The following is a 25,971-nucleotide window of genomic DNA, read 5'->3' on the forward strand; positions in this document are numbered from 1 at the left end:
AAGGCCCCCGGGGCCGCGGCATGATTGATCTGATCGTCCAGGCCAAGGTGGTCATCGGGACGGTCGGGGCGGCGGGGATCGCCGCGATCTGGATTGTAAAGGCGGGGCTCGGTTGGGTCGCGCTGCGCTGGTGGCGGAGACGCCGCCAGGGTGAAACGGAATAAACGGGGCTTCGCGCTCCAGACAGAAGACGGGCCAGGGCCCGGAGGGACAGACATGATAGGACTTGAACATTACCTGACGGTGGCCGGCGCGCTGTTCGTCATCGGCATTTTCGGTCTCTTCCTGAACCGGAAGAACGTCATCATCCTCTTGATGTCGATCGAACTGATGCTGCTGGCGGTGAATATCAACCTCGTCGCCTTCTCCAGCTATCTCGGTGATCTGGTGGGCCAGGTCTTCACGCTGTTCGTGCTGACCGTGGCCGCCGCCGAGGCCGCCATCGGCCTCGCGATCCTGGTCTGCTTCTTCCGTAACCGCGGCACCATCGACGTCGAAGACGTCAACGTGATGAAAGGCTGAGCCCGATGGAAACGATCATTCTTTTCGCACCGCTCGTCGGCTCGCTGATCGCCGGTTTCGGCTGGCGCGTCGTCTCCGAGAAGGGCGCGCAATATCTTACCACGGGCCTGTTGTTCCTGGCCTGCCTGCTGTCCTGGGTCGTGTTCCTGACCCATGACCCGTCGCATGTGAAGCACATCCATATCCTCGATTATATCCAGTCCGGCACGCTGTCGGCGGAATGGTCGATCCGGCTCGACCGGCTGACCTCGATCATGCTGATCGTCGTGACCTCCGTATCAGCGCTGGTGCACCTTTACAGCCTCGGCTACATGGCGCATGACGAGAACTGGAAAGAGGGCGAAAGCTACAAGGCGCGCTTCTTCGCCTATCTTTCGTTCTTCACCTTCGCCATGCTGATGCTGGTGACCGCCGACAACCTGGTGCAGATGTTCTTCGGCTGGGAAGGCGTGGGCGTTGCGTCCTACCTGCTGATCGGCTTCTATTACAAGAAACCTTCGGCCAATGCCGCCGCGATCAAGGCCTTCGTGGTCAACCGGGTTGGCGATTTCGGTTTCCTGCTGGGGATCCTCGGGCTGTTCTTCCTGACCGACAGCATCCGCTTCGACGACATCTTCGCCTCGGCGCCGCAACTGGCGGAAACCCAGCTGACCTTCCTGTGGACCGATTGGAATGCGGCGAACCTGCTGGCCTTCCTGCTGTTCGTTGGCGCGATGGGCAAATCGGCGCAGTTGTTCCTGCACACCTGGCTGCCGGACGCGATGGAAGGCCCGACCCCGGTGTCAGCCCTGATCCACGCCGCGACCATGGTGACCGCCGGTGTGTTCCTGGTCTGCCGGATGTCGCCGCTGATGGAATACGCGCCGGAAGCGACCGCCTTCATCACCTTCCTTGGCGCCACCACGGCCTTTGTCGCGGCGACCATCGGGTTGGTGCAGAACGACATCAAACGCGTGATCGCCTATTCGACGATGTCGCAGCTCGGCTACATGTTCGTGGCCGCGGGCGTCGGGGTGTATTCGGTCGCCATGTTCCACCTGCTGACCCACGCCTTCTTCAAGGCGATGCTGTTCCTCGGCGCCGGTTCGGTGATCCACGGCATGCATCACGAACAGGACATGCGGAATTACGGCAACCTGCGCAAGAAACTGCCCTATACGTTCTGGGCGATGATGATCGGTACGCTGGCTATCACCGGTGTCGGCATTCCGCTGTCCGGCTGGATCGGCTTTGCCGGCTTCGTGTCCAAGGACGCGATCATCGAAAGCGCTTGGGCCGGCACGAACGGCGGCTATGCCTTCTGGATGCTGGTCATCGCGGCCCTGTTCACCAGCTTCTACAGCTGGCGGCTGATGTTCCTGACCTTCTACGGCGAGGCACGCGGCAACAAGCACACCCATGAACACGCGCATGAAAGCCCGAAAGTCATGCTGGTTCCGCTGGGCGTTCTGGCGCTTGGTTCGGTGTTCGCCGGTATGATCTGGTACGGATCGTTCTTCGGCGATCACAACAAGGTCAACGCTTTCTTCGGCATCCCGGTTCATCATGAAGCCGCGGCAGAAGGCGAAGCTGCGGGGCATGGCGAGGAACAAGCCGCAGCCGACACCCTCGCCGCCGCCGACACCGGCCATGGCGAAGCTGCCCCGGCAGCGTCGGAGGAGCACGCCGCGGCAGATCACGGCATGGCGCCGCAGGGTGCGATCTTCATGCATCCCGACAATCACGTGATGGATGACGCGCACCATGCGCCGACCTGGGTCAAGCTGAGCCCGTTCATCGCGATGGCTCTGGGGTTCGTGGTCGCGCTTTGGTTCTACATCTGGAATCCGGCGCTGCCGGCCAAGGTGGCCGAGGTCAATCGCCCGCTCTACCTGTTCCTGCTGAACAAGTGGTATTTCGACGAAATCTACGACTTCGTCTTCGTTCAGCCGGCCAAGGCGATCGGCCGCTTCTTCTGGAAACGCGGTGACGGCAACGTCATCGACGGCACCATCAACGGCGTGGCGATGGGGATCATTCCCTTCTTCACCCGCCTCGCTGGCCGGGCGCAATCCGGTTACATCTTCACTTATGCCTTTGCCATGGTGATCGGCATCGTGGTCCTGATCTCCTGGATGACGCTCAGCGGAGGAGCGCACTAATGAACGACAGTCTGCTCTCTCTGGTCACATTCATTCCCGCGCTGGCGGCGGCGATCCTCGCCCTGTTCCTGCGCGGCGAAGATGCGGCCGCGCAACGCAACGCCAAATGGCTTGCGATGATCGCCACCGTGGTGACCTTCCTGGTGTCGCTGTTCATCCTGGCGGAATTCGATCCCTCCAATACCGGGTTCCAGTTCGTGGAAGAACACGAATGGCTGCTGGGCATGAAATACAAGATGGGCGTCGACGGCATTTCGGTTCTCTTCGTGCTGCTAACGACCTTCATGATGCCGCTGACCATCTGGGCCAGCTGGGGCGTGGAAAAGCGGGTCAAGGAATACATGATCGCCTTCCTGCTGCTGGAAACGCTGATGCTGGGCGTGTTCATGGCGCTGGACCTGGTGCTGTTCTACCTGTTCTTCGAAGCGGGCCTCATTCCGATGTTCCTGATCATCGGGATCTGGGGCGGCAAGAACCGGATCTACGCCTCGTTCAAGTTCTTCCTCTACACCTTCCTCGGCTCGGTGCTGATGCTGGTGGCGATGATCGCGATGTATGCCGATGCCGGTACCACCGACATCCCGACGCTGCTGAACCACCAGTTCGGATCGGAAAGCTTCTCGATCCTCGGCATCCATGTCGTGGGCGGGATGCAGACGCTGCTGTTCCTGGCCTTCTTCGCCTCCTTCGCGGTGAAGATGCCGATGTGGCCGGTCCATACCTGGCTGCCCGATGCGCACGTGCAGGCGCCGACCGCCGGGTCGGTGGTTCTGGCCGCGATCCTGCTGAAAATGGGCGGCTACGGCTTCCTGCGCTTCTCGCTGCCGATGTTCCCGGTGGGCGCGGATATCCTGACGCCGCTGGTGTTCTGGATGTCGGCCATCGCCATCGTCTACACCTCGCTCGTCGCGCTGGTGCAGGAGGACATGAAGAAGCTGATCGCCTATTCGTCGGTCGCCCATATGGGCTATGTCACGATGGGCATCTTCGCCGCCAACCAGCAGGGGATCGACGGCGCAATCTTCCAGATGCTGAGCCACGGCTTCATCTCGGGCGCACTGTTCCTGTGCGTCGGGGTGATCTATGACCGGATGCATACCCGCGAAATCGACGCCTATGGCGGTCTGGTGAACCGGATGCCGGCCTATGCGCTGATCTTCATGTTCTTCACCATGGCCAATGTCGGCCTGCCGGGCACGTCGGGCTTCATCGGTGAATTCCTGACCCTGATGGGCGTGTTCCAGGTCAATACCTGGGTGGCTCTGGTGGCGACCTCGGGCGTGATCCTGTCGGCGTCCTACGCGCTCTGGCTCTATCGCCGGGTGGTGTTCGGCGACCTGATCAAGGAAAGCCTGAAGACGATCCGGGACATGACCCCGCGTGAAAAGGGCATCTTCGCGCCGCTGGTTGCGATGACCCTGCTGCTGGGCGTCTACCCGTCGCTGGTCACCGACATCATCGGCCCCTCGGTAGAGGCGCTGGTCCACAATTATGACATGGCTCTTGCGGACGCGCCCGGCGCGACCCAAGTCGCCGCATCGCACTAACGGGAGCCCTGAGAGATGATCCAGGCCGATCTGAACATTATCCTTCCCGAAATCCTGCTTGCGGTTTACGCGATGCTGGGTCTGCTTGCCGCCGTCTATACCGGCAAGGACAAGCTGGCCGGGCTGCTGACCTGGACCACCGCCGTGGTGATGGTGCTGCTGGCCGCGCTGATCGGGCTCAGCGGGCAGGGCACCAACGTGGCCTTCGGCGGCATGTTCCATGACGACGCCTTCGCGCGGTTCGCCAAGGTGACCATCCTGCTTTCCGCCGCCGCCGTGCTGGTGATGAGCCAGGACTACATGTCGCGCAAGAACATGCTGCGCTTCGAATACCCGGTACTGTTGTCGCTGGCCGCCGTCGGCATGATGATGATGGTGTCCGCCGGAGACCTGATGTCGCTTTACATGGGGCTGGAACTGCAGTCGCTGGCGCTTTACGTGGTCGCCGCGATCCGCCGCGACAGTGTGAAGTCGACCGAGGCGGGGCTGAAATACTTCGTGCTGGGCGCGCTCAGCTCGGGTCTGCTGCTCTACGGTGCGTCGCTGGTTTATGGCTATGCCGGCACCACGCTGTTTTCCGGTATCATCGAAGCGGCCTCGGGCGGTCATGCCTCGCTGGGCCTGCTGTTCGGCCTGGTCTTCGTGATCTCCGGCCTGGCCTTCAAGGTTTCCGCCGTGCCGTTCCACATGTGGACCCCGGACGTCTACGAAGGGTCTCCCACCCCGGTCACCGCTTTCTTCGCCACCGCGCCGAAAATGGCCGCGATGGGGCTGTTCGCGCGGGTGCTGCATGATGCCTTCGGTGGCGTGACCGCGGACTGGAGCCAGGTGATCGCGCTATTGTCGGTGCTGTCGATGTTCGTCGGCGCCGTGGCGGCGATCGGGCAGCGTGATATCAAGCGGCTGATGGCCTATTCGTCGATTGCTCACATGGGTTATGCGCTGATGGGGCTGGCCGCAGGGACCGCCTTCGGGGTGCAGGCGCTGCTGATCTACATGGTGATCTACGTGACGATGAACGTCGGCACCTTCGCCTTCATCCTGTCGATGGAAAAGGACGGCGCGCCGGTGACCGACCTCAACGCGCTGAACATGTATTCCAAGTCCGAGCCGGGCAAGGCGCTGGCGATGCTTGTGTTGCTGTTCTCGCTGGCCGGTGTGCCGCCGATGCTGGGCTTCTTCGGCAAGTTCTACGTGGTCAAGGCCGCCTATGATGCCGGTCTGGCATGGCTGGCGGTGCTGGGCGTGATCGCCTCGGTGATCGGTGCGTTCTACTACCTGCGCATCGTCTACTACATGTATTTCGGTAGCGAGGCCGAACCGCTGGACAAGACCCGTTCGCCGGTCCTGTGGGGCTTCCTGATGGCATCCGCGGCGGTAATGGTTCTGGGCATCTTCAACATGTTCGGCATCGAAGGCATTGCCGAGGCCGCGGCGGCGACGCTGGTCAACTGACCCGCAACGCAAACTGATCCGACAACGGCGCGCCTTGTGGCGCGCCGTTTTCTTTTGCGCCGGGGCAGGGGTTACCGATAAAACCCTCGCCTCGAAACACCCTCTTGGTTATCGTGAATTTTCAGGGGCCTAGGTGTCTGAACAGGGGGAGCAGCAACACATGATCAACGCCATCGCCGTCATCCTGTCCTGCCAGCTTGCGGGCGAAGCGGCTGCGCGGGGGCTGTCGCTGCCGGTGCCGGGGCCGGTTCTGGGCTTCGTCCTGCTGTTCACACTGCTCTGGCTGCGTCCGTCGCTGGCCGAAAGCATTGGAGGGACTGCGCGGGGCATCCTTGCGCATTTGTCGCTGCTGTTCGTGCCTGCCGGTGTCGGCGTGGTCGGCAACCTGGACCTGTTGTCGCGCAACTGGCTGCCGATCGCCGTCGTTCTGGTGGTCAGCACGGTGATCGCGATGATCGCCAGTGTCGCGACCTTCCTTGCCGTGCACCGCCTGACCCGAGGCGGCAATGACTGACGTCGCCCGGATCTGGAGCTACCTGTCCACCGAACCGCTGCTTTGGCTGACCTGCACCATCGTTGTCTATGTCGCCGCCGAAGCGGTCGCTATGCGGCTGGGGCGGCGGGCGCTGGCCAACCCTGTGCTGTTTTCCGTCATCATCATCGCGCCGATCCTGTGGCTGTCGGACACGCCCTATGAAACCTATTTCGAGGGTGCGCAGTTCATCCATTTCCTGCTTGGCCCGGCGACCGTCGCTTTGGCCGTGCCGCTGCACGCCAACCTGCGCACGGTGACCCGGACGGCGGGACCGATCCTCGCCGCGCTGCTGGTCGGATCGGTGGTCGCGGCACTGTCGGCGGTACTGTTGGCCAAGGCCTTCGGTCTGCCCGATCAGGTGATCGTATCGCTGAGCCCGAAATCCACCACCGCGCCGGTCGCGCTTGGCATTTCCGAGGCGCTTGGCGGATTGCCGACGCTGACGGCCGTTCTGGTGATCTTGACCGGCATCATCGGCGCAATCACCGTGACGCCGCTGATGAACGCGATGGGGGTCACCGACTGGCGCGCGCGCGGGTTCGCGGTGGGCGTGGCGGCGCATGGCATCGGCACCGCGCGGGCGTTTCAGGTCAACGAACTGGCCGGAACCTTCGCCGGGATCGGCATGGCGCTGAACGCGATCCTCACCAGCCTGATCGCCCCGCTGATCGTGGCATTGGTGCTTTAGGTCTCCGGCTCCAGCACCTTGCGGGCCGACCGGAAACATTCGATCCCCTGCGGCACGCCGCAATAGATCGCGATGACATGGATGATGGCGCGGATTTCTTCCTTGCTGACACCGTTGTTGATCGCGCCGCGCAGGTGAAGTTCCCATTCATGCATCTTGCCCAAGGCCCCGATCATGGCGAGGTTCATCATCGACCGGGTCTTGGCGTCGATCACATCGTCGCCCCAGCCGAAGCCCCAGCACCATGCGGTCATCGCTTCCTGAAAGGGGCGATTGAAATCATCGGCAGCATCGAGTGATTTCTCGACATAGTCTGCGCCGAGGGTGGATTTACGCTGCTCGAGTCCTTTCAGGAACAGATCTTCGTCAAAAACATACATTACCTTGCCTTTCCTATTTGAAGCCCCGCCGGTGATGATGTCGTGCTCCGGGCTTGAGAGGTGATCCATCGCGCCTTGCGAGTTTGATAGCGCCCGAGAGGCGGAAAAGCACGTCGGGATGACGGGGGCCCGGGGCCATCGCGTGACCGGCCTATTCATGCTGACACCGAAAGATCACAAACGCCATGGTTGCCGGTCAAAGGCCGTCTTTCACGACGATGGTGGGCCATCTTTTTTGACTTCATCTTAATATTCTCAATTGTGCATTTGACGACGTTGGATGTAGCCTGATGCCTGATTTCATCAGGGAATTCTGGAGATGACGATTTGGCTTGCAGGGCTGTCGCGGGTTCTCGCCGTGGCTGTGCCTTTGGCGCTTGGAGCGCTTTCCATTGCGTATTCGGATCAACTGGCGCAGCCGCCGGCCGGGAAGGAACGCCAGCGTCCGCCGACGCCGGTGCGGGTCATCACGCTTGAGCCGGTGATGCTGACGCCGCGCACGGTGGGGTACGGGCAGATACAGCCGGCGCGCGAATGGCGCGCCGTCGCCCGGGTCGAAGGCGAGGTGGTCGAGACCTCGGACCTGCTTGCCGGTGGCGAGATCGCGCCGGGCGGCACGGTTCTGCTGCGGATCGACGATGCCGATATCAAGCTGACGCTGGCCCAGATCGACGCGCAGATGCGGGCGCTGGAGGTGAAGAACGAAACGCTCGCGGTCAGCCTCGACCTTGTCGAAAAGGACCTCGAGCTTAGCCGCAACGACGTCACCCGGCAGGAAGACCTTGCCGAACGCGGCGTCGCCAGCGCGGCGGCGCTGGATCAGGCCCGGCGCCAGGAACTCGCCGCGCGCGGCAAGGTGGCCGAAATCAACAACCAGTTGGCGCTGAATGCTGCCGAACGGGATGTTCTGGTCGCCCAGCGGGCCAGCGCGGCGCGGTCACTCGATTTCACGACGATCACGGCGCCCTATGACCTGCGCATCACCTCGGTCGCGGCAGAGCAAGGCCAGGTCGTCAACCGCGGTCAGGCGTTGCTGACCGCCGAGGGGATCGACGCGGTGGAGGTCGCCGCGCAGTTCCCGCTCGGACGCATGGGGCCGGTTGTCCGCGCGCTCGGGCCGGGCGGGACCGTGATGGATTTGAAGGCGAAGGTGCGGTTGCCGGCGCCGGGCCACGTGGCATCCTGGGATGCGCAGGTCATGCGGGTTGCCGAGGCGATCGATGCCCGTACCCAAAGCACCGGCATTGTCGTGCGGATCGACGATCCGCTGGGGCAGGCCGCCGCCGGGCAGCGCCCGCCGCTGCGCCGCAACACCTTCGTATCGGTCGAGCTGAGCGCGCCGCCGCGCGACGTGCTGGCCGCGCCGCTGGACGCGGTGCGCGATGGGCGCGCTCTGGTGGTGAACGCCGAGGGCAAGCTGGAACCGCGCGCGGTTGAGACCGCCTATAGCGTCGGATCGATCGCGGTGATTACCGGCGGGGTCGGGGCGGGCGAACAGCTGGTCGTTACCGACCCGGCGGTCGCGGTGCCGGGCATGGCGGTGAAACCGATGGAGGACAAGGCGCTCAAGGCCGAAATCGCGCGGTTGGCCCTAGGAGCGGAGCCTGCCAAATGATCCGCCTTTTCGCGACGCATCCCACCGCCGCCAACATCCTGATGCTGGCGCTGATCGTGCTGGGCCTTGTGGCGCTGCCGACCCTGCAGCGCGACACGTTCCCGGTCGTAGCGCCCTCGGAGGTCGAAGTGCGCATCGCCTATCCCGGCGCGTCCCCGGCGGAGGTGGAGCGCGGCATATGCGAAGCGGTGGAAGACCCGGTCCGTGCGGTCGACAACCTGGCCGAACTGTCCTGCCTGTCGCGGGACAACCAGGCCGTTTTGACCGCCGAGATCGTCGAAGGCGCCGACATGCAGCGTTTTTACGATGACGTGACCGCGGCCGTTGACGGCGTCAGCGGATTGCCGGACCAGTCCGAGCGCCCCGTCGGCCGCATCGTCGAACGCATCGCCAGCGTCGCCACGGTGGCGGTGACCGGGCCGGAAGATCCGCATGTGCTGCTGGCCTATGCCGACCAACTGGCCGAAAGCCTGACCGCGGACCCGCAGATCACGCGGGCGACGGTTTCGGGCTTTTCGGATCGCGAAATCGCGGTTGAACTGTCATCCGCGGCGTTGCAACGGTTCGGCCTGACGATCGCCGATCTGGGCGCGGCGCTGACCCACAGCAGCCTCGACATGCCCGCCGGCACCCTGGAGGGCGATCAGGGCGACGCGCTGATCCGCTTCCTGGGCGAACGGCGCAGTGCGGGGGAACTGGCCTCGATCCCGCTGACCGGGTCGCCGGGCGGCGCCGAGGTGCGGCTGGGCGACGTCGCCACGATCACCACGCGCTTTGCGGATCCTTGGCAGGCAGCCTATTTCAAGGGGCAACGGGCGGCGCTGATCAACGTGACCAAGACAGAAAGCCAGGACGCGCTGCGCGTCATGGCCGTGCTGCAGGCCCGCCTGACCGAGGCGCGGGCCGCGGCGTCCGGAAACATCACGCTGGAGATTTCGCAGGACACCACCTCCAACATCACCGAACGGCTTCGGATCATCAGTACCAACGGCATTCAGGGCCTTGCGCTCGTGCTGGTTACCATGTGGCTGTTCTTCGGCTTGCGCTTGTCGTTCTGGGTGTCGATGGGATTGCCGGTGTCCTTCCTTGGTGCGGTTTTCGCGATGCAGGTTTTCGGGCTGACCATCAACATGATGACGATGGTGGCGCTGCTGGTGGCGATCGGGTTGCTGATGGACGACGCGATCGTGATTTCGGAAAATATCGAACGCCGCCGCCGCGCCGGGGAAAGCGCGCTGGACGCCGCCGTGAACGGTGCCGCGCAGGTGGCGCCGGGGGTTCTGGCGTCGTTCCTGACGACGGCGATGATCGTGGGGCCTTTGGCCTACATGAGCGGCAATATCGGCGCGGTGCTGAAATACATCCCAATCACCCTGATGATCGTGCTGATCGTCAGCCTGATCGAAGCCTTCCTGATCCTGCCCAACCACCTGAGCCACAGCCTGAAGGATGACGGGCCGGGCCGGGTCAGCGCCGCCGTCAATCGCGGCTTCGACTGGATCCGGGATCGTATCGTTGTCCCGCTCTCGGCGCTCAGCCTGCGGTTTCGCTACCTGACGCTGGGGCTTGCGGGGTTCCTGCTGCTGTTTTCGCTCACGCCCTATACCGGCAAGTTCATCAAGTTCCAGAGCTTCCCGCAGCTTGAAAGCGACACCGTCGAGGCGCGGTTTCTGCTGGTGCAGGGTTCGCCGTTCGAACGCACCGAGCAGCGGGTGAGGAAAGCCGTCGTCGCGCTCGAGAAGATCAACGAAAAGTTGACGCCGGAACAGCCCGGCGGGCAGGCGTTGGTGCAAAGCTACACGGTGTCTTACGGCGTCAATGCCGACACGCCGGAAACCGGGCCGCATATGGCGACGATCAGCGCGCGGCTGCTGCCCGCCGGGGTGCGCACGACCGAGGTGACGGCGATCCTCGACGCCTGGAAGAAGGCCACCGGGCCGCTGCCCGACATGGCGGCGCTGCGCTTCACCGACAAGGAACGCGGCGTCGGCGGCAAGCCCATCGATATCCGGCTGCAGGGGGCCGACCTTGCCGAACTGGAGGCCACGGCGCGCGAAATGCGGCGCTTCTTCCTCGATTTCGCCGGGGTGCGCGATGTCAGCTATGACCTGAAGCCCGGCAAGCCGGAATATATCGTCACCCTGCGCCCCGAGGCGGCCAGCGCGCTTGGCATTTCCGCGCGGGACGTGGCGACGATGTTGCGCGCGGCCTTCCGTGGCGATACCGGGCTGGAACTGCGCGACGCGCAGGGCACGATCGACATCGTTGCGCGGCTGGACGCGGACGACCGCGCCGCCGCCTCGGATATCGCGGCGCTGCGGCTGCGCGGTCAGGACGGTGCGCTGGTGCCGTTGTCGGTGGTGGCCGACATCACCGCGTCGCGCGGCTATGCCAGCATTCAGCGCATCGACGGGCAGCGCACGGTATCGGTGCAGGGCACGATCAATCCGGCGGTCGCGAATGCGCGCGAATTGATGGCGGCGCTGAAGGCCGATTACCTGCCGGGGCTGGCGCAGAAGCGGCCGGGCGTGTCGGTGTCCATCATCGGCGAAACCAAGGATACGGCGACGACTGGCGGGTCGCTGCTGCGCAACCTGGCGATCGGGCTGATCGGCGTATACCTGATCCTGTCGTTCCAGTTCCGCAGCTTCGTGCAACCCATCGCTGTGCTGGCGGTGATCCCGCTTGGCGCTGTCGGGGTGGTCTGGGGCCACATGGCACTGGGGCTGCAGATCTCGCTTCCGAGCCTTGTCGGGCTGGCGACGCTGGCGGGGATTGTGGTGAACGATTCAATACTGCTGGTGGTGTTCATCAAGGACCGCTTGCAGGGGGGCGCCGATATGCTTGACGCCGCGCGCGACGCGGCGGGCGACCGGTTCCGCGCGATTTTCATTACCTCGCTGACCACGGTGGCCGGCCTCGCGCCGCTTCTGTTCGAACAAAGCACCCAGGCCCAATTGTTGCGGCCGATCGTGGCAAGCCTCGCCTTCGGGCTGACCGGGGCGACGCTGCTGGCGCTGTTCGTGACACCGGCGGTATTTGCCATCCTCCATGATCTCGGGTTGATCCGTATCGCGAAGACGCAAGCCCGTTCCGCCGCCATTTCCGGCGTGTCCTGAAAATGCGTCGTAACACCCGTTTCACCGGCCGGAGGATCATCCGTGCCGGTGGAACGGGCGCGGCGCTTTCGGGCCAGCGCCTGTTCGATCCCCTGAACGGATCCGCATGAATTGGTCGCTTCACGGTCCGAAATCCGACTTGTTGACTTAGATCATGGCTGGTGGTTCGGGGCTGAAGCAAGTTCAATGTCAGGTTTAATTTAAACGCCGAACTTGGACTTTGGAGACGGACGAAAAATTCCGCCGATCGGTCAGGTGCGGCCATGAGGCATATGTAATGGCCCCGTTTGAGAAATTGATTTCGCCCTCCCGCGTGCTGATCAGAGACTTTCTTGTTGCCTTAATCGCCGCTTTGGTCTGGCTCGTCGCGGTTCCCGCTTTCGGCGAGCATGTGGGCTATCAACCGGATTATAATTTTGAAGACCAGATGGAGAAGTTGAAGGAAGAGGGGCATGATTGTCTCCCCTCATCCTATTCGATCCAGCTTCACCCGTTCTGGGTCCGGATGGGGGCCAAGGCTTTCGATACCTGCGTCAATGACAACCTGACACAGGCCCAGTTGCTCAAATACATGGCGCTTGGGGCCGGGTCGCTCAGCCCGGCCGGTGCGTATGTCGCGCCCTACACGATTTCGGAGCTGAAATCCGATGGCGTGAAATGCCTAATGAAAGCATATGTCGAGGCCTCGGATGGCCCGTCACGGGATGAAAAAGACGCCTGGAACGGCAGGATTGACGGAGGCTTCGCGGTCAAGGATTGGCATGGTTTCATATCCGCCATTCCGGAACTTGCCGATCCGGATGCGGAAAAGGTGACCCAGGCGTTCGTCGATATCTCCTTGGCCTATTACGAGCGCCGGGCCGAGGCGGTTTCCTTCGTCGATGCGGTGAAGGCCGCGGGGCGGCAAAGCTGGCGGGATGTCAGCATCTATTTTTACGGCGAACTCCCGGTCGTGCTGGAGGAATACGATCAGTATGTGAAGGAATGCCAGTATGGGTTCGCGCGGTCCTCGCTGAATCGCGCCATCAAGCTGGCGGACAGGGAATGCCGGGCGTTGGGGCACAATTATCGCCTTATCGAACAGGAGCTCGTTTCAAGCATCTACCGCACCTGGACGGCAATGGAACAGGACCTGATCGGGGACAGCCCGGCCTTGGTGATCCTGCGCAACAAACAGCGTGAAATGAAGGTCGATCTCGCAGAGGCAAAGGCCGATCTGCGCGCGTATGTGAAACACTTCGACGATTTGGAAAAGAAGAACAAAACGCTCGAAAGGCTCGTCTGGAATTTCGAGAAGGAACAGGAGGATTACAGCCATCAACTCGAACGCACGCGGGCGGCTCTGGGCAGCCCCGCAGCCTGCTATGCCATCGGCGAATTGCGTAACCTGCTGAGCGACAAGACCGGGGCCTGCCGGGCGTCGTTCTTCCGCGGGCGGCTGGCCGGGATGAATGCCCAGCCCGAAGTCGTTGAGCAGGAGCTTTTTCAGGTTGCCAGCCGGAAATCGGCCGCATGGTGGGCTGAGGTGAGCGAAATACGGTCCCTGTTCAACGCCTGCCGGGAGAGCGAAGGATTTGGCCGGATCGAGGCGCTGAAAGGCAGGATTCGGGCGAACCCGATCGTGACCGTGACCGAGGGAAGCTGCAAACCCGTCGAACAGCCGTTTTTGTTGGGCGCGTTGAACAAGTTCGCCCCGCTGCCGCATTGCCGCAAGACCACGGTGCCCGAAATCGAGGGCGAGACGCTGTCGTCGGCGGCCGACATGCTCAATGACGCAGAGCTGGTGATCGCCGGCAAGCCCGAAAAGGTCGAGCCGAAAGAAGGCCAGACCCCGGGCGTGGTCATCGAAAGCGATCCCAGGCCGGGTAGCACGGCCCGGGTGTGGACCGGCGTGCGACTGACGGTCGTCGACCGGTTTCCCGAAGAAGACCTGGTCGAGATGCCCAAGGTTCTGGGCCTGACCGCAACCGCGGCCAGGGACGCGGTTGCGGCTGCGGGGCTGACGCCGGTGGTCAAAAGGGGCCTTGCCGCCAACAAGATCGAGTATGAACCGGACCATATTTACCACGCCAATCACGAAGAGGGGGACAAGCTTGCGCGACTGACCGAGGTGGTCATGATCAAATATGGCCCGCGCCCCAAGGTCAAAGTTCCGAAAATCGCGGGATCGGATATCACGAAGGCGCGCGGCATCCTGACCGCTGCCGGTTTCGTCCCCGGCAACCCCGCGGCGGGAAATCCGGCGCCGGAGGGCAAGGAACCCGGCGAAATTTACGGCAGCCTGCCCGAAACCGGTTCCGAACAGGAAATGTTCACCACCGTTCAGCCGCTGGTCTATGGGTTACGTGCCCAGGACTCCGCTGAAGAAGATGCCAGCGAAGAAAGCGACGATGGCGAGGAAGAGGCCGAAGAACGTCCCGTTCCGCCGGTGAACGGCAAGCCGCCGCAGGTGGCGGCCTCGATCATCGAGAAGGGCAGCTTCTTCGTTGCGGGCTCCGTCACCCCCGGCAATCCCGCCAAGGAAGGTGAGAAACCGGGCATGGTGCAATCTACCGTCCCCGCGATCGGATCACCGCAGCCCAAGGGGACGGTGGTGAATATGCTGGTCGTGATGCCGGTTCAGGACGAAAGCGCGGCGGAGGAGGGAGACGTCGCACCCGAGGCCCCTGCGGGCGAGGATGACAGCTGGATTGGCCGTTGGCGGGTTGCCGGAAAGCATACCAGCGACAGCGGCAAGGTGACCGATATCCGAGGCATGATGGAGATCGCCCCGCGGCAGGGAATGCTGACCCTGAAGTGGTCGACGGAAAAGGACGGCAAGCTCAAGAAGGTGATGGAATTGCCGGTGGCCGTCGGTCCCGACAATGTTCTTCGCGTGCATCCCGATACGCTGAAGAAAATGGAAAGCGAAGGAAGCGCGTCCGGCAGTGGCGGCGTGATCGGCAACGAGGTGAACAAGATCGCTCTCATGTTCAAGGAAATCCTCAAGACGCTCGAAATTTCGCGGCAGGCCAACCAGTGCGCGGTCAGCGTCTCGGATCCCAAGAAAGGGCCCATGACGTTGGCTTTCACCTGCATCCGCGAAGGCGACGCATCGCAATGACGCAAGCGATCGTCGCCATCTCCGGAACAGGCCGGCACCTGTCCGTGGCATCGAAATCGGGACCGCGATACGCGACGGCCCGGCACCTTTTTCAAAACCCTTTTCACGGGGTGGGAGAATGAACATGAAAGCACTGCGAACATGGCGGCTGGCGATCCCGGCCCTGGCGATGACCGGGGTCCTGAACTTCGCTCCGGCGACACAGGCGCTGGCGGATCAGGTCGAAGGCCGCGTGTCCAAGGTCAGCGCGGGGGCGAGTGTTTCGATCACAGTGCCGGATGGCACCGTGGTTGCGCCGGGCGATCCCGTCACCATTCTGGCCGACATCCCGGGCCTCGGCCTGACCGCGATCGCGACCCCCTGGACGGTGGACAGCTTTGCCAATGGCGTTGCGGTGGCCACACCGCAAAGCCCGCCGACCGGCGCGCCGCAGGTCGGATATACCGCGCGGATCGAAACCGACGCGGTCGCTGGCAGCGCTGTCGTCGCCGATCCGGCGCCGGATCCGGAAACGGGAGGAGCGCAACCGGGGGAAAATCAGGACGTGACGTCGATCTATCTTCGCGCCCGGCAACTGTCCTTGTCGGACAATTCGGCGGATCATGGCCGCGCCGCGATCTTGTATCGTCAGGCCGCGGACATGCAGCACGGTGGCGCGATGACGGCGCTCGGCGCGCTTTATGGGTTCGGGCGTGGCATGGACAGGGACGACCGGGTCGCGCTGGACTGGCATCGGCGTGCCGCCAAACTGGGCGATGCGGAGGCCATGCTGCGGCTTGGGCTGATATATCTGACCGGGCGCGGCGTTGCCGTGGATGAACGCCAGGCAGCGGCCCGGTTCCGGCTGGCCGCAGCCGGTGGCAACGCACAGGCGATGTACATCCTGGCGCTTCTGCACGAGGACGGTATCGGCGTCGAGGCCAGCATGACGGAGATGGTTCGATGGCTGGAGCAAGCGACACGCGCGGGCCATCTTGAAGCGATGTACATCCTGGGCGAAATCTACGAGGACGGCGAAGACGGCATTATCGCCGCGGATATCGGCAAGGCCGAACGGTATCGGCTCGCGGCGGCCAATGCCGGTCATGTCGGGGCGATGGAGCAGCTTGCCGATTTCTATCTGGGCAGGGATGCGGGGGCTGCGGAACGATGGTCCAGCGCGGCGCGCAATACCGCCCCGCGCCCCGACTATCTGAGCGATCCGCGCTGTCTGAGCTGGTGGGAATGCTATTTACCGGCGCTGGAACGGGCGGGTGATCGAGATACGCATGCGGATGTCCAGCCCATGCCGGACGCGGCAGGGACGACGCGCGGGGAAGCAAACGCGCCAACGGTACGGGTCACCTACGTGGTTCAGGATTGTGACAGGATTGCGGCAACCCCGCTTGACCCCGACCGCCCGGACCCGGATCTGGGCGTTCCCTATGCGCAGCTGAACCCGCCGGTGGTGATTGCCGAATGCAACGCGGACATCGCGCAATGGCCGGACACGGCCCGGTTCTACGCCCAGATCGCCAGAGGATATCACAAGGCCGGTAGGTATGCGGATGCGTATAACGCTGCCATGATCGGGGCGGAGATGGGAAGCGGGCAAGCCATGGCCATCGTCGGTGCCCTGTACCGTTCCGGCCAGCACGTTGCCAAAAGTCCCGCAGAAGCCCTGCGATGGCTGGAAAAGGCAGGGTTCGCCGGGAACATCGTGGCCATGCATTTCGCGGCCTCGATGCATCTGAACGCCGAGGGCGTGCCCTACAACGCCCGCGCGGCCGCTGAATGGTATCAGGCCGCCGCCGATCACGGCAACGGGGAGGCGATGGCCAACCTGGGCGTTCTCTATGACAACGGGCAGGGAGTGGCCTACGATTCCGACGAAGCGGCCGCCAACCTGATGGCAGGGCTGGCAATGGGATCGGATAGAGCGCGGGACATCTTGCTTGGGAATCCCAATCAGCTGTCCCCGCATACCCGTAAGGCGGTGCAGCTGATCTTGCGCAATGACGGGCTCTATACCGGCGCATTGGATGGGGCATTCGGGCCGCAAACGCTGCGGGCGCTGCGCGCACGAATTCCGAATTGATTTCACACCATTGCGGGCTGAAAACCGGCATCAGACCCGGAACGCTTGTTCGCTTTGAACTTTAATTTCTTGGCGCAATTCATTGATAATGATGCGCAAAGGGTAATGTTCGGCGGCTTCTTCCGCGCCGGGTGTTTCCCGTCCCGCGTTCACGTCCGCGTGATGTGGCAACTTGTCACGACGGGCCTAAACCGATTGACAGCGCGCCGCGGATTTCTCTTTCTAAACGCCAGCTTACCGCCCTGAAATGTCGAAGAGAACTCTCGATGCGCCTTGTTCTGTCCCTCCTGCTGCTTGTGGCCGTCATGGTCCGCGCGACAGTTCCGGACGGGTACATGGTTGCTCAGAATGCCGAGACCGGCTTCGAAATCGTGATCTGTACCGATGGCGGAATGGCAACCCTGTTTGTCGATGAAGCGGGAAATCCCGTCGAATCCGACCAGCATGATCAGGAACCGGGCGAAACATGCCCGTTTGCCTTGGCCGCGACCGCGCTGCTTGCGGTCGAGCAGCCGCAGCCGGATTTCCAACCCATCGGACGGAACCTGCCATCCTGGGCCGCCGAAGACCAGCGCACGCGAATCGCGATTGTCGCGTCGAATGCCGCACGGGCGCCCCCGTTCACTGTCTGAATTTCCCACCTGCAACGCCTGATCCGAAGCTCGTCCCCTGAGAACGAGACGCGGGGCGCTTGCGCGATTTCTGACAGTGAACGGACCAAGATAAATGACAGTGAAAATCCCGGGGGCCCGTGCCGCCCGCCCGACCCGTGCCCTTGCCTATGCCCTGACCAGCACTGCGCTCAGCCTGCTTCCGCTGCACCAGGCCGTCGCCCAGGAAAACCCGACCCCCTGTGAAGGTGCCGAGTGCCCGCCTGCCGCAGAGCAGGGGCCGCAAGCCGCCGAAACGCCCCTTCCGGTTGCGGATGACACGACCGACCTGGTGCTGCCGACCGTCGCGGTCGAGGCCGCGGCGCCCGTTCCCGAACCGGCCCCGTCGCCGGCACCGCGCCGGGCACCGGCCCCGGTGATTGCCGCCCCCGCGCCGGCGGTTGTCGCACCGGCGGCCAACCCCGAAAGCCGCTTTGCCGCCCGCCCCGCGCGGGTGCAGGAGCGGACGAAGATCGGCCGGCTCAGCGTCGATACGCCGTTGAACGGCACCGCCCTTGGCCGCGAGGATCTGGAAACCGTGCGTTCGTCCTCGGCGGAAACCGATCTGTTGCTGCGGGTTCCGGGCATTTCGATGATCCGCAATATCCGCATTCCGACCGGCGGCAAGGGCTATACCAACAACCTGATCGACGGATTTTCGGTGCGTTCGCAGACCTTGGGCAGCTTTGGATTTCTGGACGATGTGAACCTGTGGGATGTCGAGGCCGTGGAAATCACCCGCGGGCCGGCATCGGTTCTGTATTCCTCGAAGGCGGTGGGCGGTACGGTCAACGTGATCAGCCGAACCCCGCCGGAAACCCAGGAAACCGAAGCCTTCGCCGAAATGGGATCGAACGGGTTCACGCGCGCCGGTGTCAACTTGGCAGGGCCTCTCGGAAGTTCGGAGGAACTGGGCTATTCGTTCAGCCTGAACAAGCTGGATTCAGACGGCTGGCGCGACCGTTCCGCGATCGAAAAGCTGGGTGTATCGGGCAAGCTGGTCTGGGCGCCGAGCGACCGGACAGAACTGACATTCCGTGCCGAGTATCAGGACATGTACGAGGAACATCCCGGGCGGCTGACACAGGAACAGTTCGACGAGGATTGGCAGCAGGCACAGTATTTCAACCTCTACGAGGACAAGCAAAGCACCACCTTGTCCGCATCGCTGAAGCATGAATTCGATGCCAACCGCAGGGTGGAACTGAGCTACGGCTTTTCCAACACTTCCGGCATCGATGCCTGCCCGGCGGGATGTTCGTCGCGCATCGCCTCCTTGCTGCATGTCGAAGTGGATCACAGCACCCATAACCTGCGCGCGCTTTACGAGCAGGACTTCGCCGCGATGGATGGCAAGCTCAGCCTTGGGGTGGATGCGTTCCAATCCACCAAGAAGGACGACACCTATTGGCGCAGCACCAACAGCTTCACCCCGACAAGGCTTGGCAGCGCCTATACGCTTGACGAAACCTCGGTCGCGCCCTTTGCGCAATACGAATTCTCACCGCTCGAGGATCTGCGCCTGATACTGGGCGCGCGCTATGAGAATTACGATCTCGAGGTCGACGACCGGTCGCCCTACACCGACAATGACGGCGCCGAACACTATTCCGAATTGGTCACCAAGGGTGGGCTGAGCTGGGAATATGCGCCCGACAGCATCCTGTGGGCCTCGGTCGCCGAAGGTTACTTCGTGCCCTCCACCCGGGATACGGTGACCGACATCAACGCGCGTCCGCTGCCGCCGGAACATTCGATGACCTATTCGGTCGGCCTGCGTGGAGAACTGATGGGCGGCGATTTCGGTTATGACCTCGGGCTGTATCATTCGACCATCCGCGATCAGGCGGTTTCGCTGTCCTGTGGCGGTGACGCGACCCTGTGCCCGGGGAATCCGGACGGGGATTATCCGGTGGCCGCCGGCAAGGTGCGCTATCAGGGGATCGAAACGACGCTGCACTGGCGCGCCAGCGACCAGTGGCGGTTCGACCTGGCGCATACCTATGCCCGCAACACCTATGTCGATTTCGTCACCGACGGCGGCGATTTTTCCGGCAAAACCGCCCCGGCAAGCCCGCTGCATCACGCCAACCTGCGCGCGACCTATGCCCCGACAGAGGCCTTGGATATCGAGTTGGAGGCCGACTGGATCTCGGCTTACTACACCAACGAAAGCAATACCGACCGCTACAAGCGCCCGGTGCTTTGGAACCTGCGCGCGCGCTATGACGTGGATGATCGGGTCATGCTGTTCGGATCGGTCGAAAACCTGTTCGACGTGAAATACGCCAAGCGGGTATCGGCGACCAACGATCCAGATCCCGTGCGCGGCTACGCAGAAGGCTATTCGGAACGCACGTTCCGCTTTGGCCTGACGGCCAGGTTCTGAGGGGATGACGATGCCGAACATTCCCGCAATCCGGCGCGCAGTGACATGCGCGCCGTTGGTCCTTGGCCTGTTGCTGTTGACGATCCTCGGTATGGCAGCGGCGGGCACACCCGAGCGCGCCGATGCGGGCAAGCCGAAGCTGGCGGTGATATCGACCGCTTTCGTGCTGGAAAACAAGTTCCGGATGATCGCCGAAGCGGCGCGCGCCGAAGGTGTCGACGTGCAATGGCTGCATGTCGACACCGCCGCGCCCGGCGCGCTGGAGGCGGCGCTTGAAGGTGCCGACCTGGTGCTGATCGACGCCCCGCGCAGCACCGATATCGCGCAGGTCGAAGCCGCCGCCGGCGAAGCGGTCCGGGCCTCGGGGCTGCCGAGCTTGCGGGTGTCGGTGATGAACCGCGGGTCGCGCATGCAGGCGCTTGGCCTGCCGCCGGGCGATATGGCGGAAACGCTTTTCGCCTATTGGGTGGCGGGCACGGCAGAGAACCATCGCAACCTCGCACGCTATATCGCGACCTGGGTGCGGGGCGGCGATCTGGCATCCGTCGCGCCGCCGCGCGACCTGCCCAATGGCGGCATCTATCATCCTGCCGCGGCTGAGATTTTCGCCGATCTGTCAAGCTACCTGGAGTGGTGGCAGGCCCGTAACGGCCCGCGCGGCGCGCGCCCGGTGCTGGGGATGGAGTTTTCGTCGTCCTACATCTCGGACGGGCAGACCCGGATGCTGGATGACATCATCGCCGAGATGGAAGCGCGTGATGCGGTGCCGCTGGCCTTCTACCGCTCGACCCGGATCGCACGCAGTTCCGCCGCCAACCGGACATCGGCCAACGGGGCCGCTGCCAAGGACCGGGGCGGCAAGCCCGGTCCGCAGGCAAACCAGCCGGGACTTCCGGCAGGCCGAACCGCGCGGCGGAAACCGATATCGGGACCGAATTCCCCAACCCGCGCCCCTATCGCCGCGACGTGATCAACGAACCGCTGGTCACGATCAACGGTCGGATTCTTCCGGATGTGTTGCTGGTCAACACCTTCATCGGTGGCAATCCGGACGGGCGCAAGGCGTGGCTGCAATCGATGGACCGCCCGGTGATCCACCTGATGCGCTATCGCGGTGGCGACCGGGCCGCCTATCTGGCCGACACCGCCGGGGTGAACACCTTTTCGCTGTCCTTCACGCTGACCAATTCCGAATATATCGGTATGCAGGATCCGGTGATGCTGTCGCTGGTCGAGGACGGCGAGGTCGTGCCGATGCCGGAACAGCTTGATCACCTGCTGGACAAGGCGATGCGCCTGGCCGTGCTGCGCCACAAGCCCAACGCCGAAAAGCGCGTGGCGATGGTGTACTGGAACACGCCGGCGGGCGAAGCCAACATGGGCGGGTCGAACCTGAACCTGCCGCTTTCGATGCTGGACATGGCGGCGGCGATGCGGGGCGAAGGGTATGATGTCAGCGCTTTCAGCGAGGACGAAATCATCGCCCGCGCCCATGCGATGCAGGCACCGCGCTATCGCGAAGAGGCGATGGGCGCGTTGGTGCAGGGCGAGGACTGGGCCTTCCTTCCGGTGGACACGTATCGCGAATGGTTCGCCACGCTGCACGCCGAAGTGCAGGACCGCATCGACCGCTTCTGGGGCATCGCCGAGGAAAGCCAGTGGCTGGTCAAGCGCGATGGGCGGCTGGGCTTTGCCATTCCGCGGGTGCGGCTGGGCAACCTGACCATCCTGCCGCAACCGCCGCGCGGCATGATCGCCATGGCCGGGATGGAGGACATGGAACACGACCTGTTCCACGACGACAAGGTGCCGGTGAACCATCCCTATCTGGCCACCTACCTGTGGCTGCGGCAGACACAGGACGCGCTGATCCATTTCGGCACCCACGGGTCGCAGGAATGGACGCCGGGCAAGGAACGCGGGCTGTGGGCGTTCGACGATCCGCAGCTTCTGGCCGGCGACATTCCAATCCTCTATCCCTATATCGTCGACAACATCGGCGAGGCGATCCACGTCAAAAGGCGCGGCCGGGGGGTGATCGTCAGCCATCAGACGCCGGCCTTCGCGCCGGCGGGGCTGTCGCCCGATCTGACCGCGCTGAACGATCTGTTCCTCGAATATCATACGGTGGTCGAAGGTCCGGCCCGCGAAAACCTGCGCAGGCAGATCACCGCCAAGGCCGAGGAAACCGGCTTCGACAAGGATATCGGTCTCGCGCCGGGCGAACTGACCGCCGATTTCGAAACCCATGCCCGCGATCTGGAAACCCTGATCGAGGATCTGGGCAGCCAGATGCAACCCTTGGGCCTGCATACGTTCGGCACCGGGCCGGACACCGATCTGGCGATGGCGTCGAATATCATGCAAATGATGGGCGCGCCGTTCTACGACGCGTTGGGCGTCGATCCCGGAGAAATCTTCAAGGCTAGTTTCGAAACGCTTGGCGACACGCTGCCGATGCGCTTCGTCACAGATCACGTGCTGGGTGATGCGGCCGCAGACCCGGCAATGGCCGAATGGGTCAAAAACGGGCGCCGCTATCACGCGATGCTGGAAGGCCATCACGAGATCGACGCGGTTCTGGCCGGTCTTTCGGGGCGCTGGATCGATCCCTCCTATGGCGGCGACCCGATCCGCAACCCGGATGCGCTCAGGACCGGGCGCAACGTCTACGGCTTCGATCCCACACGGATCCCGACCCGCAACGCCTATGCCGCCGCCGAAAAGGCGATGGCCGAACTGATCGCGACCCACGCAGAAACCCACGGGGCCGCGCCGAAGAAGCTGGCCTTCACCATGTGGAGCACCGAAACGATGCGTCATCTGGGCCTGCTCGAGGCGCAGATCATGGTGGCGATGGGCGTGCGTCCGGTCTGGGACAAGGGCGGCCGCGTCACCGGCATGGAGGTGATCCCCGCCGCCGAACTGGGGCGGCCACGGATCGACCCGGTGATTTCGCTGACTGGGCTTTACCGCGATCAGTTCCCCGCCGTCATCGAGCGGCTGAACGAAGGCATCGTCTTGGTCAATGCCCTGGACGAGGACGCGGTGCAGAACCCGCTGCGGGCCAACACCGCCCGCATCGCCGACGCGCTGCGCGCCAAGGGGATCGAAGGCGGCCTGGCCGAATCCTTCGCCCTGACCCGGATCTACGGCAACGAAAGCGGCAATTACGGCACCGGCCTGCCCGATGCGGTGATGATGAGCGGCGACTGGGAGGAAAATGACGGTCAGCTTGCCGACGGTTACATGATGCGGATGTCGTGGGGTTACGGCCCGGACAAATCGCTGTGGAGCCAGCGTCTGGGCGATGGCAAACCCGGCAGCGTCAACGCCTATGCGATGCAGCTGTCGGGCACCGACGCGGCGGTGTTTTCGCGGTCGTCCAACCTGCGCGGCCTGCTCGATACCGATCACCCGTTCGAATATCTCGGGGGTTTGTCGATGGCGATCCGGGCGATCGACGGGGAAAGCCCGCAGCTCTACATCTCGAACATGCGCGACCCGAACCGCACCAAGCTGCAGGCGGCCGAACGCTTCATGGCTTCGGAACTGCGCGCGGTTTACCAGCATCCCCGCTGGGTCGCGGAAATGAAGGACGAAGGCTTTGCCGGCACGCTGGCGCTGCTGAAGACGGTGAACAACTTCTGGGGCTGGCAGGCGATGGACCGCAATATCGTCCGCGACGACCAGTGGCGCGAATTCATGGCCGTCTATGTCGAGGACCGCTATGAGCTGGGCGTGCGGGAATGGTTCGAGGACAGCAACCCGCAGGCGATGGCGCAGATCACCGAAAGGATGATCGAGGCGATCCGCAAGGGTTACTGGGATGCCGACGAAGACACGCTGCGCAAGCTGGTCGAGGTCTATCAGGACGTCGCCACCCGGCACGACGTGGTGTCCGACAACCGGGTTTTCACGGATTACGTGGCCGAACAGGCGGCGGGCTTCGGCCTGACGCTGGCGGCACTGGCACCCGACATGGCCGCCGCCGCGCCGCAGCAACCGGCGCAATCCGAACCGCTGCCCGAGGTCAAACCGGAACAGACCGAGGCCCCGACCGAAACGGTGACGGGCCAGAAGCTGGAGCAGAAGGCCGAACCGCCCGCGCCCCCGGCGCCGCCGCAATATCGTGCGCTGATCCCCTTCCTCCTGATCGGGTTCGGCTTCCTTTGGCAGGGGGCTGCGCTGGCCCTTGGCCGCGATCCCACCAAAGCCGGAGATGTCGCATGACCTTTCTTGAAACCCTTATGTTCGAAGTCTCGAAACTGTTCCTGATGCCCGTTCTGGTGATCCTTGCGATCATGTTCACGGTGGCTCTGCTCTACCTCGGGGCCTTTCTGGCCGAACTGGCCGCGCGTATGACGGGCCGGGCGGGCAGCCGACCGCTGTTCCGGTTCCGCGCCGCCAATCCGGCGGCCAGTCGCGACGCGCTGGAACTGCACCTATTGCGGCGGTTGGAACCGCTGCGGGTGGTGTCGCGGGTGGCGCCGATGCTGGGGCTTGTGGCGACGATGATCCCGATGGGGCCGGCGCTGGTCGCGGTCAGCCAGGGAGACACGGCCGGTATTGCCGAAAACCTTGTGATCGCCTTTGCCGCGGTCATCATCGCGCTACTGGCGGCGGCGATCACCTATACCGTTCTGTCGGTCCGGCGCCGCTGGCTGCTGGAAGAACTGGACGCGCTGCTGAGCGCCCCCACGGAGGGCGCGGCGCATGGCTGATCAATCCTCGTACCGGCATCACGGGCTGAGTGTTCTCGACGACGACGATGGCGACGATCCGATCCTGTCGGTGGTCAATATCATCGACGTGTTCCTGGTCATCATCGCGGTGCTGTTGATCACGGTGATGGAAAATCCGATCAACCCGTTCAGCGCCGAAAGCGTGACGGTGATCAAGAACCCCGGCCAGCCCGACATGGAAATCACCGTCAAGGACGGGCGCGAGATGACGACCTTTGCCGCCACCGGCCAGATCGGATCGGGCACCGGCACCAAGGCGGGCATCGCTTACCGGCTGGAGGACGGGTCGATGGTCTATGTTCCGCAAACCGGGCAGGGGGGCGGACAATGACCGATTTGGCGCTTCACGACCTGTCGCCTCTGGGGATGTATCGCAACGCCGATTGGGTGGTGCAGTGGATCATGCTGGGGCTGTTGGCGGCCTCGGTTCTCAGCTGGACGGTGCTGTTTGCCAAGATGGCGGAACTTTTTGCCGCGCGGATCGGGATCGGGCGCGGGCTGCGCCTGCTGCGCCGTGCCGAGACGCTGAAGGCGGTGCAGGAGGCACGCGGCCCGGTGGCGCGGATGCTGGCCGAAACCGAAACGGAACTGGCCCAGTCCGGGCGGGACCTGCCCCCGGTCGGTATCAAGGACCGGCTGGCCCTGCGGTTGTCGCGGATCGAGGCGGCGGAGGCCCGCCGCATCGCCAGGGGCATCGGCATTCTGGCCACGATCGGGTCGATCGCCCCGTTTGTCGGCCTGTTCGGCACCGTCTGGGGGATCATGAATTCCTTCATCTCGATCGCGCAAAGCCAGACGACCAGCCTTGCCGTCGTCGCCCCCGGCATTGCCGAGGCGCTTCTGGCGACGGCGATGGGGCTGGGCGCGGCGATCCCGGCAGTGGTGATCTATAACGGGCTTGGCCGGGTGATCGCCGCGCACCGGGCGCGCATCGCAGATGCCGGGGTTCTGGTTCTGGCGATTGCCGGGCGCGATCTGGACCGTGCCGGGACAGGGGGCTGAGCG

At 63.7% G+C, this 25,971-nt stretch carries 19 protein-coding genes; 18 read left to right on the forward strand and 1 reads right to left on the reverse strand.

From position 1 onward, the window contains the following. The first annotated feature begins 20 nt into the window (after positions 1-20). The 7 genes from IT775_RS09145 to IT775_RS09175 all read left to right on the forward strand — a co-directional run bounded on the left by IT775_RS09145 (position 21) and on the right by IT775_RS09175 (position 6,888). A complete protein-coding gene (locus IT775_RS09145) occupies positions 21-164 on the forward strand; it encodes a hypothetical protein (RefSeq protein ID WP_212700797.1) in 144 nt (47 codons plus the stop codon). A gap of 52 nt (positions 165-216) precedes the next feature. Then, the gene (nuoK, locus tag IT775_RS09150; protein ID WP_212700798.1) at positions 217-522 is read left to right on the forward strand and encodes an NADH-quinone oxidoreductase subunit NuoK; all 306 of its coding nucleotides are present in this window, start codon (positions 217-219) and stop codon (positions 520-522) included. 5 nt (positions 523-527) lie between these two features. Continuing rightward, positions 528-2,663: an NADH-quinone oxidoreductase subunit L gene (gene nuoL / locus IT775_RS09155; RefSeq protein ID WP_212700799.1), complete on the forward strand. Its 2,136-nt coding sequence runs from the start codon at positions 528-530 to the stop codon at positions 2,661-2,663. Continuing rightward, positions 2,663-4,210, forward strand: coding sequence for an NADH-quinone oxidoreductase subunit M (locus IT775_RS09160; RefSeq protein ID WP_212700800.1), 1,548 nt, complete (start codon positions 2,663-2,665; stop codon positions 4,208-4,210). Before nuoL ends, IT775_RS09160 begins: the two co-directional genes overlap by 1 nt. Before the next feature lie 15 nt (positions 4,211-4,225). Further along, a complete protein-coding gene (gene nuoN / locus IT775_RS09165) occupies positions 4,226-5,665 on the forward strand; it encodes an NADH-quinone oxidoreductase subunit NuoN (protein ID WP_212700801.1) in 1,440 nt (479 codons plus the stop codon). A 133-nt stretch (positions 5,666-5,798) separates the two neighbouring features. Beyond that, a complete protein-coding gene (locus IT775_RS09170; RefSeq protein WP_343231123.1) occupies positions 5,799-6,179 on the forward strand; it encodes a CidA/LrgA family protein in 381 nt (126 codons plus the stop codon). Beyond that, positions 6,172-6,888, forward strand: a complete 717-nt coding sequence (locus tag IT775_RS09175; RefSeq protein ID WP_212700802.1) for an LrgB family protein — start codon at positions 6,172-6,174, stop codon at positions 6,886-6,888. The genes IT775_RS09170 and IT775_RS09175 overlap by 8 nt, the downstream gene beginning before the upstream one ends. On the opposite strand, the gene IT775_RS09180 is transcribed toward IT775_RS09175, so the two are convergent. Continuing rightward, complete coding sequence (locus IT775_RS09180) at positions 6,885-7,268, reverse strand: carboxymuconolactone decarboxylase family protein (protein ID WP_212700803.1); 384 nt, start codon at positions 7,266-7,268, stop codon at positions 6,885-6,887. The genes IT775_RS09175 and IT775_RS09180 overlap by 4 nt on opposite strands. 319 nt (positions 7,269-7,587) lie before the next feature. On the opposite strand from IT775_RS09180, the gene IT775_RS09185 reads away from it, so the two are divergent. The 11 genes from IT775_RS09185 (at position 7,588) to exbB (ending at position 25,968) form a co-directional block, all read left to right on the forward strand. Then, positions 7,588-8,883 carry an efflux RND transporter periplasmic adaptor subunit gene (locus IT775_RS09185; protein ID WP_212700804.1) on the forward strand — a complete coding sequence of 432 codons (1,296 nt, stop codon included), beginning with the start codon at positions 7,588-7,590 and terminating at the stop codon, positions 8,881-8,883. Further along, positions 8,880-12,002 (forward strand): efflux RND transporter permease subunit, encoded by a 3,123-nt coding sequence (locus tag IT775_RS09190; protein ID WP_212700805.1) that lies wholly within the window; start codon positions 8,880-8,882, stop codon positions 12,000-12,002. Before IT775_RS09185 ends, IT775_RS09190 begins: the two co-directional genes overlap by 4 nt. Positions 12,003-12,429: 427 nt before the next feature. Beyond that, complete coding sequence (locus IT775_RS09195) at positions 12,430-15,105, forward strand: Stk1 family PASTA domain-containing Ser/Thr kinase (RefSeq protein ID WP_212700806.1); 2,676 nt, start codon at positions 12,430-12,432, stop codon at positions 15,103-15,105. Between the two features lie 124 nt (positions 15,106-15,229). Further along, on the forward strand, positions 15,230-17,182 hold the full coding sequence (locus IT775_RS09200) for a tetratricopeptide repeat protein (protein ID WP_212700807.1): 1,953 nt from the start codon (positions 15,230-15,232) through the stop codon (positions 17,180-17,182). A 266-nt stretch (positions 17,183-17,448) separates the two neighbouring features. After that, positions 17,449-17,814, forward strand: a complete 366-nt coding sequence (locus IT775_RS09205) for a DUF2946 family protein (protein WP_212700808.1) — start codon at positions 17,449-17,451, stop codon at positions 17,812-17,814. Positions 17,815-17,908: 94 nt separating this feature from the next. Further along, complete coding sequence (locus IT775_RS09210; RefSeq protein WP_212700809.1) at positions 17,909-20,221, forward strand: TonB-dependent receptor; 2,313 nt, start codon at positions 17,909-17,911, stop codon at positions 20,219-20,221. Between the two features lie 10 nt (positions 20,222-20,231). Further along, complete coding sequence (locus tag IT775_RS09215; RefSeq protein ID WP_212700810.1) at positions 20,232-21,191, forward strand: cobaltochelatase subunit CobN; 960 nt, start codon at positions 20,232-20,234, stop codon at positions 21,189-21,191. Further along, on the forward strand, positions 21,188-24,454 hold the full coding sequence (gene cobN / locus IT775_RS09220; protein WP_212700811.1) for a cobaltochelatase subunit CobN: 3,267 nt from the start codon (positions 21,188-21,190) through the stop codon (positions 24,452-24,454). The genes IT775_RS09215 and cobN overlap by 4 nt, the downstream gene beginning before the upstream one ends. Next, positions 24,451-24,945: a MotA/TolQ/ExbB proton channel family protein gene (locus IT775_RS09225; protein WP_212700812.1), complete on the forward strand. Its 495-nt coding sequence runs from the start codon at positions 24,451-24,453 to the stop codon at positions 24,943-24,945. Before cobN ends, IT775_RS09225 begins: the two co-directional genes overlap by 4 nt. Continuing rightward, a complete protein-coding gene (locus IT775_RS09230) occupies positions 24,938-25,297 on the forward strand; it encodes a DUF2149 domain-containing protein (protein WP_212700813.1) in 360 nt (119 codons plus the stop codon). Before IT775_RS09225 ends, IT775_RS09230 begins: the two co-directional genes overlap by 8 nt. Next, on the forward strand, positions 25,294-25,968 hold the full coding sequence (exbB, locus tag IT775_RS09235; RefSeq protein WP_212700814.1) for a tonB-system energizer ExbB: 675 nt from the start codon (positions 25,294-25,296) through the stop codon (positions 25,966-25,968). Before IT775_RS09230 ends, exbB begins: the two co-directional genes overlap by 4 nt. Positions 25,969-25,971 lie beyond the last annotated feature (3 nt).

The sequence above is a fragment of the Thalassovita aquimarina genome, from assembly GCF_018219815.1.
Lineage (GTDB): Bacteria > Pseudomonadota > Alphaproteobacteria > Rhodobacterales > Rhodobacteraceae > Thalassobius > Thalassobius aquimarinus.